This is a genomic window from Spirochaetia bacterium (assembly GCA_022482625.1).
Classification (GTDB): Bacteria; Spirochaetota; Spirochaetia; order Sphaerochaetales; family Sphaerochaetaceae; genus Pleomorphochaeta.
The window spans coordinates 426,771-439,726 of record JAKVOU010000001.1; the positions used below are offsets into that span (position 1 = coordinate 426,771).

Consider the following 12,956-nt stretch of genomic DNA (forward strand, 5'->3'; position numbering starts at 1 on the left):
TTGTAACGACCACTTTATTTTTCCTGATGCCTTCTGCCGCCAGCCTTAAGGAAATCAATGACTGGAATACCTGCAATATGATAGCTGAACAATACCAGGATGCCCAGCAAAAGCATGCACAGGCAAAGATAGAGAAGATTCCGTCCTGTCGAGCCCGATTGGAACCACGTAAAGTCCTGATGGGCATACAGAAGCAAGACAAAGAGCAAAGGCAAATTGGCGAGAATGACTTTCAGACCTGAAGCAAGAATCCTTTTACCCTGCATGTCGTTTTTCAACAGGCCGATGTAAATCATCAGCATGACAAAAGCACTCAGGTTACCCGCTATCGGAAGGACTTCCACCGAATGATACTTGCCAACCAACAGCCAGCTGAGAAAAATATCAAGCAATGCTTCTATTATGGTCAAAGACAAAGTCTTGTTGACTTCTCTCTTTGCCAACATGGTCCTGTACATGCAGGCTTTCAATGCAACGATGACGATACCTGCCATCAACTGGATCAATACCCCTGATGTCAACTGGGTATCTGCGTAGGTAAAACGGCCTGTCTGCAGTATGCAGGCAATGACTTCCTTGCTAAGGAATCCAAGTACCAAGGCACTGGGAACCAAGCAGGCAACAAGACCGTTGATCGCATAGGAAAGATGAAAGCTGAACCGGTCAGCCTGACCATGAGAATGGGCATCGGAAAGCTCAGTGAAAGCTACGGCAACTATACCGTTGAAAATGATGCCATACGGTACCGAAAAAAAGATGATACCGTTGGCATAGGCAGTAGCACTCCCTTCTGCAAGACTGCTTGCCAAATATTGTGAATATTGCTGGGAAAGGATTGTTATAGCCGAAGAAAGGATGATGATCAACCAAGCCTTCAGCACTTTCAGGAAATCAGGATCCCTGAATGCAAGGGACAAGTGAAAGGAATAACCGAACCTGACCGTCAATATGATACAATAAGCCATCTGAAGCAACGAGCCGATGACAGTACCTAGCGCCATGCTGAATGCGCCAAGCGTATCAGAAAGGAAAGTAAGGCAAAGGATTATTGCTATGGAACAAAACAAGGGAGACAAGGAAGCAAGTAAAAACTTCCTATCACACTTCAGCAATCCCCAGAAAACTGTTGCAATTGAAAGAAACGCAAGAAAAAGCATAAAAGCCGGTAGCAGGTTTCCACCGAGTCTCAGGCTTTCACCTTTGAAATCACTGATAAAACCAAAAATATCATAACGGAACAGATACGTGATGCCGACAAGCAGAAGGAAAAGACCTGCCTGAAATGATACGATAAGAGAAAGTAGCCTGCTGCGGTCCTTTTTGCTGTCCATAGTTGAAAAACCAGGTATGAAAGCAGCATCAGCAGCACCCTCAGCAAAAAGTTTCCTCAGGCTGTTCGGGAAAAAATAAGCGACATTGATGACATCTGCAACAGCCCCTGCACCGAAAGCAGCAGTAAGGGCCCTCGCTTTTATGATGCCCAGCAATCTCGATGCCAGCGTACAGGCCATTACCTGAAAACTATGCCTGCTATTTTCCTGTACCGTAGAATCTTTCAAGATAATCTCGCTTGAATTGGGCAAATCGGTCTTCCCTGATTGCCTGACGTATACGTTCCATAAAATGATAAAGATAGGTCAGATTATGTTCCGTTGCAAGCATGCCGGCCAACATTTCCCCAGTCTTGACCAAATGATGCAGGTAAGCCCGTGAATAATGGGTACAAGCTTCACATGTACATCCCTCCTGCAACGGTCCATGGTCGAAGGTGTGTATTGCCTTCTTCAGCGTTACGATGCCATCATCGGTAAAGACTGCACCGTTTCTTGCCATTCTGGTTGCAAGTACACAATCAAAAAGATCAATACCGTTCTCCACTGCAGCCAGAATGTAATCCGGAGAACCGATGCCCATCACGTATCTCGGTTTTGCCTCATCGATGTAAGATGCCGTATAAGCCAAGTAGTCAAGGAACTTGCTTTTTTCCTCACCTACCGACAGCCCACCGATAGCAATACCGGGGAAGTCAAGGGAAGAAATGAACTCAGCGCTTTCTTTGCGTAAATCCTTGTAGAAATTGCCCTGTACGATACCGAACAGCTTGCCATGAAAGTCTTCTCCAAGTTCTTCGGCTTGATGTTGGGATCTCTGAGCCCAGCTATGCGTGATGTCCATAGCTTCCTTTGCAGCCTTGTAGGTTATATTCGGAGGTGTACAGACATCCAATACCATGCAGATATCTGATCCGATGCTTTTCTGGACATTGATGACTTTTTCAGGAGTAAAGACATGTCGGGAACCGTCAATGTGAGACTGGAACTGTACGCCGCTTTCTTTTATCTTACGCAGGTTCGAAAGTGAAAACACCTGAAATCCACCGCTGTCAGTAAGTATGTTACCCTGCCAATTGGAAAAATTATGCAAGCCGGAAAAACTATCAAGGACTTCAGTTCCGGGACGAAGATACAGATGATAGGTATTTGCCAAGATAAGGTTATAGCCAATCTGCTTTACTTTGTCATGGTAGATGCCTTTTACCGTTCCATTTGTGCCGACCGGCATGAAGGCAGGTGTCTGTACGACGCCATGGCCCAGCGTAACCTGCCCTAGCCTGGCATGGGAACCAGCATCCTGATGTATCTTTTTATAAATAAGTTCACTCATGTTTTATTCCTGTCAAACTTGAATAGAAGCGGTAGGAAGCATACCACAAAATAAGGAATCATGACACCCCAGCCAGGTGAAATGACACCTTGACGAGACAGAATCTGCAGAAGCATCTTGCCTACATAGTAGACAATGGCAATAAGAATTGAACTGAAGATAGAAAAAAGAAAAACATTACGTCTGTTCCTATAATCGATCAGACAGGCTATCCAAGCCATGACGAGGACAGTCAAGGGTGTAGACAGACGATCATAGAAGGTCGTTGCCTGCTCCCACCATGATTCAATGTCTACCCGATGAAGTTGCCCGAGGTATCGGATTGCAAGATTGATTCCCATAGTAGCTATGTCCGTAGAATTATTACGGAAGAGATTTGGCGCCAATGTCACACGGTTATCTGAAAAACTATCCATGCGTACTCTTGGAAGTTTTCCTGCCTCAGGTGTCGATACCAATGCATTCTTGAATTCCCACACACCGTCCGAGAAAATTGCCCTGTCAGCATCTACCCGTCTGGAAATTTTTCCCTGACTGTCCTTGAAGACCAAGGTGGTATCCCGAAGACTTCTGTCACGCTCAACATATCGCCTGGCATAGAGGATATAGCCTTGGGATTCATCCATAAGCGTAATATTCCGATTGTCAAAGTTCTGGGTAGTCTTGAACAGTCCATCAACATACTGTTGATGATCAACAGTCGTCGGAAGAACAACAAACTCATTGAAGAAAAAGGTACTGACAGAAATGACCATTGACAAAATCAAGATAGGTGCCAGTATCCTGGGTAGCGAAAAACCACTTCCCATCAAGGCAATCATCTCATTGTTTGCATAGAGCTGTGACAGGAAAAACGTCAGAGTAAACAAGATGGCCGGAGGCAATACCAACATGAAAGCCTGCGGGGCATAAAGCAAAGTTGCCCAGACAATCTGAAGTTTTCCCACATCATGGGAAACATAAGAATCAAGTTTTGAAAACAAATCAACTGACATGAGCATCAGGGTACATAACAGTACGGACAGTATCAGTATCCTGAGTATGGAAGAGACAATATGACGGTCCAGCAACTTCATGTCATCCTCCGTATCTTGAGCAAAACCATTGCCAAGACAAACATAAGCGCATTCGGCATCCAAATCCAAAAAAGAGGATTTACCATATGGGAAAAGACTTGGAGCTGGGCAAAGAAAAGCAAATACCAATAACTGACTGCAACCAACATAGAGATGGCAAAACCAAGAAGCCTCCCATGCCTGAACTTTACGAAACTCAGGGGGAAAGCAATGAATACCAAGAAGAAACAAGCAGCAGAAAGTGCAAATTTTTTTTGAAGTTCAGCCCTGAAGTATTGCAGATAAAAGTCCTCAGGTCGTTTTTTACCCAAAGATTTGAAATGCTGGTAGTCAGATACAAGTTGTTTCCTTCCTGTGGCAGCATCAGAAAGTCCGAAAGCAAGTTCATCCGATGCTTGCCTCAGATCTTTTCTCCAATCCTGCACGTCTTCTTGCAAAGCTTTGCTGTTCTTACGTATCTTTGCAAGCAGATCGACCGTACTGAGGTTACTTGGTGCATTCGTTCCCATTGAGGGGACTTGGGAAGAAAAATCAAGGAAAAGCCTCGCATGTTTTCCCTTTGCCACACTCCAGTCTTCCAAGCTGTTTTTTCTGGTAACCATCAGGTTCGGGTTCTCGAGATCCAGCATGTAGATGAAATTGAGAGGATCAACCAATGCAAGGGTCCCTTTTGCAGCCCCCAACAATTGGTCATCCCCATTCGATTGCTTCTGCATGATGACAAGGTCATTGATCGTCTGTCCCTCAACATGTCCATTTGAAATGATTACATCACCGATGGAATTGCTACTGTTGCTTTTCACTTCCAGTGTCGGCAGAGAAGACATCAGATGAGTATAAAGCTTGCGATACTGTACGGCAGAATACGGAAGCAACATATCTGCAACAAGAAAAGTAGTACACGATAGGACGATGGAAATGCAGATGATCGGAGCGTAGATGCGCCTGAGCGAATAGCCGACAGACCGAAGAGCAAGAATCTCATTCGTGCTGGTAAATTCTCCGATTACCATCGATGCCCCGGTAAGGGTTGCAAAAGGAAAGGTATAAAGAAGGAACTGAGGAATAGCCAGCAAGACCAATGTAAACAAGGAATCAGGGGCAATCTTGTTCATCGGAATCTGCTTGGCAAGAAGCAGAATCTGATTGACAAAGAAAATCATAAAGAAAAAAACAAATGCTGCACAGAAAGAAAGCAGATATTGCCTGCTCACATAGTATCTTGCCAAAGAATACTCTGCTTTTCCCCGTTGCAACAACTCATACTCCAGTGGAACCGAAGCCACCTTCCCCACGCTCGGTAACATCCAAAGTCGCAACGGCCTTGAATGAAACCTGACAGACGGGTACAATGACCAGCTGCGCAATCCGATCTCCGTCATTCAGGTGAAAAGTCTCATTCCCTAGGTTTATCAGAATTACCTTGACCTCTCCCCTATAGTCGGCATCGATGGTACCCGGTGCATTGAGAACCGTAATTCCATTGCGGATAGCAAGTCCGCTACGTGGCCTTACCTGTGCTTCAAAACCCTCAGGAATGGAAAGCTTCAGTCCTGTAGGGACCAATACACGTTCCATCGGTTTGATGATGAGCTCACCGTCAAGATGAGCCCTCAAGTCAGCACCTGCACTGAGGGCCGTAGCCTGCAGAGGAAGGGAAACCCTATCCTCTGTACATACTGGTATGGTAATCACTGCCATCAGTTCTTATCGTCCTTCTTTTCCAAATCCATCAAAGCATCTATGTAAGAAAGATTCAACCTGTTTTGTCTGTCAATTTCAATCAGTTTGACAGGAATTTCCTGTCCGACTTTCAGCACATCCTCAACGTTGTTGACACGCTTCTTTGAAAGCTTGGAAATATGACACAGACCTTCCTTGCCTGGAAGGATTTCAATGAAAGCACCGAAATCCATGATACGCTTTACCGTTCCATTATAGATGCGGCCGACTTCTGGCTCCTCGATTATCTGATTGACCAGGTCACGTGCAGCCTTTGCAGCCTTGCTGTTCGGTCCGTAGATGGTGATGGTTCCGTCATCTGAAATATTGACTTCGGCACCACTCTGTGCCGCAATTCCCTTGATGGTCTTTCCACCTGTACCGATGACTGCACCTATTTTTTCTTCAGCCACCTTCATGGTAAGAATCTTCGGTGCGTTTTCATTGACTTCAGTCCTAGGTGCAGCAATTGCTTTTTTCATGATACCAAGGATATGCAGTCTACCTTCCTTTGCCTGGGCAAGTGCCTTGCTCATGATCTCAGGAGTAACACCAGCAATCTTGATATCCATCTGGAAAGCCGTGATACCATCTTCAGTACCGGTTACCTTGAAATCCATATCACCCAAATGGTCTTCTTCACCAAGGATATCGGAAAGAATGACATACTTGGAATAATCAGCTCCTTCAGTAATCAGACCCATGGCAACACCTGCAACAGGCTTCTTGATGGGAACACCTGCATCCATGAGAGACAGGCAGCCGCCGCAGACACTGGCCATTGAAGAAGAACCGTTGCTTTCCATGATATCGGAAACGACACGGATGGTGTACGGGAATGTTTCCTTTGAAGGAACCACAGCCTGCAAAGCCCTCTGTGCAAGATGTCCATGGCCGATTTCCCTTCTTCCGGTGGTCAGTCTGCCTGTTTCTCCTACGCTGTACGGAGGAAAGTTATAATGCAGCATGAAGGAAGAAAAAGTTTTTGCTCCATCAATATCATCAAACATCTGTTCATCACTGGCAGTTCCGAGTGTGGTAGTTGCCAAAGACTGTGTTTCACCACGGGTAAACAATGCAGAACCATGGGTCTTGGGAAGAACACCTACTTCACAGGTAATGGGACGGATTTCCGTCACTTTCCTTCCATCAGTCCTTACCCCTTTGTCAAGGATAGACTTACGCAATATGGTATATTCCAGTTCATCATACATTGCAGCCATCTGGGCAGGTCTCTTGGGATCTTCTGCGATGACCTGTGCATATTCACTGTTGATCTGCTCATGCACCTTTTCCAAGGCTGCATAGCGCTTCTGCTTTCCTTTTACGAACGAAGCTACTTCAACCAAGGGATATGCAGCAGCCCTTACCGGCTCAATCCAACTCATATCGATGTCTTCATGGAATACCGGAAGTTTTTCCTTGCCTGCAAGTTCCTTCAGTTCAAGCTGTGCCTGGCAGATCTGCTTGATGACAGGATGAGCCTTGGCAATTGCTTCAAGCATGGTCTCTTCGCTTACTTCCTTTGCCCCGCCTTCAACCATCGTGATACCGACCATAGTTCCGGCAACTACGATATCCATTTCAGCTTTTTCAATCTGCTGGAAAGTCGGGTTGACAACAAGTTCTCCATCGACCTTGGCCATCCTTACAGCTGCAATAGGACCATCAAAGGGAATATCACTTATCGTTACAGCCGCAGAAGCTGCGTTGATGGCAATGATATCAGGACAATTGATCTGATCGGTCGAGACAACCGTAGGAATTACCTGGATCTCACGGCCAAATGCCTTGTCAAACAAGGGTCTCATTGGACGGTCAATCAGACGGCTTACCAAAATCTCCTTGTCTTTCGGTCTAGCTTCTCTCTTGAGATAACCTCCGGGAATTTTCCCGGCAGCATAGAATTTTTCATTGTATTCCACGGAAAGGGGAACATAATCGAGAGCCTCTGTAGGAGCTGGGCCACAGCAGACCGTTGCAACGACTGCGCTTCCTGCATAGCGTGCATAGACTGCACCATTGGCTTGCTTGGCAATTTTTCCCGTTTCAAAGATCAGTTCGTCATTACCGATGCGAACACGTGAAGTCTTTGTTTCAAACATGTATTGTTCCTTTGCCTTTCCAATAGTTTCTTTCAACCCTATTATAATTTTCCATAGCAGGCTTCCTCACAGCGAAAAACTCCTAAAGAAAATCCAATAGGAAGGAACTATCAGAAAGTAATTGAGATTATGCAATTTTCATTGCAGACCTAATTATCACAGAATCCTTTGTTTCATGCAAGGTCTGAAACATGTTTTCAACAACATTCCACAGGGAGTCCTTGCTATCAGGAAATAAAATGACCGATATATTTCTTTGGAAAGGCTAAAGCCAAAAAAGAGACACCTGTATAAAGCAGGTGTCATGCAATTTACAGAAGAAACTATTTTCTGAGGTTCAGTTCCTGCAGAAGAGCCCTGTAAGCAGTAATATCCGTTTTGTTGAGATAGCGCAACAGCCTTCTTCGCTGACCAACCATCTGCAACAGACCTCTTCTGCTGGCGTGGTCTTTCGGATTCTGCTTGAAATGGCCTTGCAAATCATTGATACGGGCTGTCAACAATGCAATCTGGACCCTTGTACTGCCGGTATTAGTGGCAGATTCACCGAACTTGGCTATGATTTCAGCCTTCTGTTCCTTTGTAATCATCTTGTTACCCCTTCGGCTGGATTAATTCCAGTCCATTTTTTTGCAAGAGAAACGTATCCTCAGTGTCAACTTCAAGCACATGGGCATCAATTCTGACGCTTACAGGCTCGCTGTTTCCTGCTACCCTGGCATCATACAGACCCTGCCGGGGAAGCAACTGTTTCAACTCTTCTCTTTTATAATACAGACAGCTACCGGAAACATGGGAGGGTGTTGACCCCAAGTCCAGCAAATACGGTCTGCCGAGCAATTCCCGGACAATGTCCAGTCTGCCCTCGACAAGTTGTTTTCTGACCATGCTGCTGCTGATGACCTTTCCCTTGCAATCAAGGACTGCAGGAGGAACAACCAGAACAGTAGCAGGATACTTTCGAAGCAGATATTCCCGCAGCTGAGAAGCCCCATAAGACGTAGTGGGTTCACCGCATCGGAAATCCTCTCCGACGATCACCTTGTCCACCTTTACCGAAGCAAAAACTGAATCAAGGAACCTGTCTGCGCTAAGTTTACTGAATTCAGGAGAAAAGTCAATTACTATCTCCTTATCAAAACCAAGTTTCTCAAATATCCGGCTACGTTGTTCCTGTGTCGTCAACGGTAAACGTCTTTTCATCGTACCACACAGCATCTTGGGATTGACATTGAAAGTCATGACAAGTGCCAATGTATCCTTCCTTCGATTTTCAAGGCAATGTGAAAGGATAGAAATATGTCCTCGGTGCACTCCGTCAAACACACCGATGGTAAGATTGGCATGGAAGGATTCCAATGGTCTGCCCGCTGTAAATTCAGTAAAAGAAATCCTCTCCATTGCTAGTTCTCCTGCGGTATACGGGCAATAACCTTAGTACAGTTGCCTCCTGCATCAAATTCAATGACAGCCTTCAGCAACCCATCTGAAGTATACAGCAATCCATAACGGAAATCACAGGCAGAAGTGCAATCAACTGTAAGTTCTGATTTGTCGGGCCTTTTTCCACTGGACATCAACGAAAGGAAGGCCTTGTCAGGAATCGTACAGGAAACTACTCCCTTGAGCCTCAGCAACAAAGAATCCCTCTGAGATGCAAGACGGGAAATACCTTCATCATCATCTCCAGCTACAGCTTCATCAACCGTATAGGGACCTATGGAAGTCCGCCGCAATGCAACCAGATGCCCTCTGCTTCCACAGCTGAGGGCAAGGTCCCGTGCAATGGAACGGATATAGGTCCCTTTTGAAACCTCGAGATGGCAGGAAAGGTCCTTTCCGTCCCAAGACAAAATCTCAAAGGAACGGATATAGACCGGCCTCTGCTTCATTTCAACCTGTTTGCCTTCCCTTGCCAATGCGTAAGCACGCCTGCCATTGACATGGATGGCAGAATACTGCGGCGGAGCCTGAAGAATGGAACCAGAAAAATGTTCCTGAATTGCCTGCTTTATGCAGGACAGCTGAGGAACAGGTGCTGTTGCCACGACCTCGCCTTCGGGATCAAGCGTATCAGTCTCTTCTCCGAATCTGATCGTAGCCGTATACCCCTTGTCCAAACCAGAGAAAAGCCCGTTAAGTTTCGTCAACGGTCCGGTGAGTACGATCATAAGCCCTTCGGCAAATTTGTCCAGCGTCCCGCAATGCCCTACCTTGCCGCCAGTTTTCCTTTTTATTGCTCCCAACGACTGAAAACTGGTCAAGCCACATTTCTTGTCAATCAGGAGCACAGAAGCCCTATTTCCCATCTTGGACCAAAGAGTCAATCAAATTGTTGATTTTCTGGGCATCCCGATAGGACGTATCCATCTTGAATGTCAGTCTGGGAGTATTCTTCGTACCAAGCAGATGGCCCAGCTTTCCCTGGATAAAGGGTGCTGCACTCTGCAATCCCTCAACACTTTTCTTGAGCACAGAGTCCTCAAGAAAAGAAGAAATATACACCGTGGCATAGGAATTGTCATGGGATAAGGAAACCTTGCTTACAGAACAAAGGGAATTTACCTTTCTGTTCTTGATCTCACCATTGACGATAAGGGTACTGATTACCTGAGAAATCTTAGTTTCAATCCTGTCCTGACTGTACTGACTCATCCTGCTTTACCTCTTCCAGATTCCTGGCGACTTCCTGGGTTTCTACAATCTCAAATATATCTCCGACCTTGATGTCCTGGAAATTCTCAAGTCCGATACCACATTCAAATCCAACGGCAACTTCCTTGGCATCATCCTTGAAACGCTTGAGACTGGTCAACTTGATCAGATCCTTTGAAATCTGGATATTGTCTCTGATGACCCTGACCAAACTATTGCGTTTTACCTTGCCTTCCGTGACATAACAACCGGCAATTATACCGATCTTAGGCACCTTGAAGGTATCCCGTACTTCAACCTTACCGATATCAACTTCCTTGATGACAGGCGAAAGCAGGCCGGCCATTGCAGCGGTCACGTCATCCACGACATCATAGATGATGTTATACTTGCGGATTTCAACCTTTTCCTGGTCTGCCAAAGCCTGTGCTCGAGGCGTAGGCCGTACATTGAAGCCAATGACCAAAGCATCGGAAGCAGATGCAAGCGTAATATCACTTTCAATGATAGCGCCGGCACTTGCACGTATGACATTCAGCTTGATTTCATTGTTGGACAGTTTTTCCAAAGATCCCTGAAGAGCTTCAACGGAACCCTGTACGTCACCTTTGATTATGACGTTGAATTCCTTCATGTTGCCTTCCTTGATCTTCGAGTACATATTCTGCAAGGTAAACTTGTTCTCACTTGCCATGGTGCCGAGCTTCTGCAGTTCCTGCCTCTTGGCTCCTACCATCCTTGCCTGTCTTTCATCTTCCGTCACCTGGAAGGGATCACCAGCACTTGGAATATTGCTCAGGCCGATGATTTCGACAGGAGAGGAAGGTCCTGCTTCTGAAATCTTCTTGCCGGTATCATTGAACATGGCTCGTACTCGCCCAGGATAGATACCTGCGACGTAGTAATCACCTTGATGCAACGTACCACGTTGGATCAATACCGTAGCTACTGTACCACGCCCCTGGTCAATCCTTGACTCAAGGACTTTACCTTCTGCCCTGCAATCAGGGTTTGCCTTCAGTTCCAGAATCTCACTTTCCAGCAGGATGGTATCAAGCAATTCATCAATACCTTGCTTCTTCAAGGCAGAAATCTTGCAGTACAGTGTCTGGCCACCCCACTCTTCCGGCATCAGTCCAAGATCGGAAAGCTGCTGCATGACCCTCTCAGGATTAGCCTCGGGAAGGTCGCATTTGTTGATTGCAACGATGATAGGTACTTTTGCGGCCCTGGCATGATCGATTGCCTCACGTGTCTGCGGCATGACGCCGTCATTTGCGGCTACGACGAGGACGACAATGTCAGTAACCTGTGCACCACGGGCCCTCATCATCGTGAAAGCAGCATGTCCGGGAGTATCCAGGAATACGATATTGCCCCTGTCCTTGAGGTTGACCTTATATGCACCGATATGCTGGGTGATTCCTCCGAATTCGCCTCCGGCAACATTGGTAGACCGTATTGCATCGAGCAATTTCGTTTTACCATGGTCAACGTGACCCATTATGGTTACGATCGGTGCTCTGGGCTTAAGATCTTCCTTCGTATCCTTATCCGATTCAATGATTGTCTCATCGTACAAGGAAACAAGATGGACTTCACAATTATACTCACTTGCAATAATCTCTGCAGTCTCATGGTCAATCATCTGGTTGATCGTTACCATCTGTCCCATTGAAAAGAGCTTGGAAATGATATCCGTAGCCTTGAGATTCATTTTCTTTGCAAGGTCAGCAACAGTGATGGATTCCATCATGTCAATGGATTTTGGAACTGCTGCAAGCTTGGCTGCAACCTGTTCCCGCTTCCTCTGGATCTGGAACTCCTTCTCCATCTTGGCATCACGCTTCTGATAGTTTTTCTTGCTGTTACGGTTCTGGGAACGCTTTTGGGTCTTCCCTGTGTCAACCATAGGCCGGTCAGACGTACCATTGTTACTGCCTCCAGTCCGAGGCCTGAAACCGCCACCCGGTCTATTATTGGAACCAGGTCTGCCACCAGCATATCCTCCGCCAGGTCTGCCGGCATATCCCCCACCGGACCTGCCAGCGTATCCTCCGCCGGGCCTGTTATTGGAACCAAAGCCTGTAGATGGACGTCCGCCGGCATTATAGCCTCCACGGTTGTTGTAACCACCGCTCCTGCTGTTACCTGAAAAATTACGGCCGCCACCATTGTAATTGTTATTACGGTTATATGTACGGGTAGGCCGTGAACCCGGTGCAGGTTTGCCACCTACGGTCCCAGCAATCCTAGGACCTTGGGAAGGAACCGGCATTTCCTGTTCAATGACTCCAGGATTCTTGCTTTGCCATTCGGCATGGTCCTTTGCAGTCTGGCCTTGGTTCGGCACAGGAGGCAGATTCTTGGACCGAATGATGACTGGCCCATTGTGAAGAGGTGAAATACCTTTTCTCGTAATTGGTTTGCCCAATCCAGGTCTGACGACACTGTTGCCGGCTATGGTCTTTCCTTCAAATTCCTTGGCTGCCTTGTCTTTCTGTTTCTTAGGTTCAGACTCCGTCACATTCCTCTGCTGCGAAGTAGCAGCAGTCCCCGTGCCGGTATCCGGTTGCACAAATTTGGAAGGTTTGACAGGTTGTGACTTGACTATGATTACTTTTTTCTTGACCCTCACAACCTTCTTGCGTTCCGGCCGTGACTTTGCTTCATCATTGGCTGTAGTAGTTTTTGGTTGTTTGATCAATGTTGGTTTTTTTACTTCACTCATTTA

General features: G+C 46.3%; 11 protein-coding genes. All 11 read right to left on the reverse strand.

Annotation, left to right across the window (positions count from 1 at the left end; translation table 11 throughout):
* Positions 1 to 14: 14 nt before the first annotated feature.
* Complete coding sequence (gene murJ / locus LKE40_01965; GenBank protein MCH3916248.1) at positions 15 to 1,583, reverse strand: murein biosynthesis integral membrane protein MurJ; 1,569 nt, start codon at positions 1,581 to 1,583, stop codon at positions 15 to 17.
* Positions 1,531 to 2,664, reverse strand: coding sequence for a tRNA guanosine(34) transglycosylase Tgt (gene tgt / locus LKE40_01970; GenBank protein MCH3916249.1), 1,134 nt, complete (start codon positions 2,662 to 2,664; stop codon positions 1,531 to 1,533). The genes murJ and tgt overlap by 53 nt, the downstream gene beginning before the upstream one ends.
* Positions 2,661 to 3,740, reverse strand: coding sequence for an LptF/LptG family permease (locus tag LKE40_01975; protein MCH3916250.1), 1,080 nt, complete (start codon positions 3,738 to 3,740; stop codon positions 2,661 to 2,663). Before LKE40_01975 ends, tgt begins: the two co-directional genes overlap by 4 nt.
* The gene (locus LKE40_01980) at positions 3,737 to 5,035 is read right to left on the reverse strand and encodes an LptF/LptG family permease (protein ID MCH3916251.1); all 1,299 of its coding nucleotides are present in this window, start codon (positions 5,033 to 5,035) and stop codon (positions 3,737 to 3,739) included. The genes LKE40_01975 and LKE40_01980 overlap by 4 nt, the downstream gene beginning before the upstream one ends.
* A complete protein-coding gene (gene dut, locus LKE40_01985; GenBank protein MCH3916252.1) occupies positions 5,001 to 5,441 on the reverse strand; it encodes a dUTP diphosphatase in 441 nt (146 codons plus the stop codon). Before dut ends, LKE40_01980 begins: the two co-directional genes overlap by 35 nt.
* Positions 5,441 to 7,567 carry a polyribonucleotide nucleotidyltransferase gene (pnp, locus tag LKE40_01990; GenBank protein ID MCH3916253.1) on the reverse strand — a complete coding sequence of 709 codons (2,127 nt, stop codon included), beginning with the start codon at positions 7,565 to 7,567 and terminating at the stop codon, positions 5,441 to 5,443. The genes dut and pnp overlap by 1 nt, the downstream gene beginning before the upstream one ends.
* Positions 7,568 to 7,890: 323 nt before the next feature.
* Positions 7,891 to 8,157 (reverse strand): 30S ribosomal protein S15, encoded by a 267-nt coding sequence (gene rpsO / locus LKE40_01995; protein ID MCH3916254.1) that lies wholly within the window; start codon positions 8,155 to 8,157, stop codon positions 7,891 to 7,893.
* 4 nt (positions 8,158 to 8,161) lie between these two features.
* Complete coding sequence (locus tag LKE40_02000) at positions 8,162 to 8,968, reverse strand: FAD synthetase family protein (GenBank protein ID MCH3916255.1); 807 nt, start codon at positions 8,966 to 8,968, stop codon at positions 8,162 to 8,164.
* A 2-nt stretch (positions 8,969 to 8,970) separates the two neighbouring features.
* Positions 8,971 to 9,876 carry a tRNA pseudouridine(55) synthase TruB gene (gene truB / locus LKE40_02005; GenBank protein ID MCH3916256.1) on the reverse strand — a complete coding sequence of 302 codons (906 nt, stop codon included), beginning with the start codon at positions 9,874 to 9,876 and terminating at the stop codon, positions 8,971 to 8,973.
* Positions 9,866 to 10,222, reverse strand: a complete 357-nt coding sequence (gene rbfA / locus LKE40_02010; protein MCH3916257.1) for a 30S ribosome-binding factor RbfA — start codon at positions 10,220 to 10,222, stop codon at positions 9,866 to 9,868. Before rbfA ends, truB begins: the two co-directional genes overlap by 11 nt.
* Complete coding sequence (infB, locus tag LKE40_02015; GenBank protein ID MCH3916258.1) at positions 10,194 to 12,953, reverse strand: translation initiation factor IF-2; 2,760 nt, start codon at positions 12,951 to 12,953, stop codon at positions 10,194 to 10,196. The genes rbfA and infB overlap by 29 nt, the downstream gene beginning before the upstream one ends.
* Positions 12,954 to 12,956: the final 3 nt, after the last annotated feature.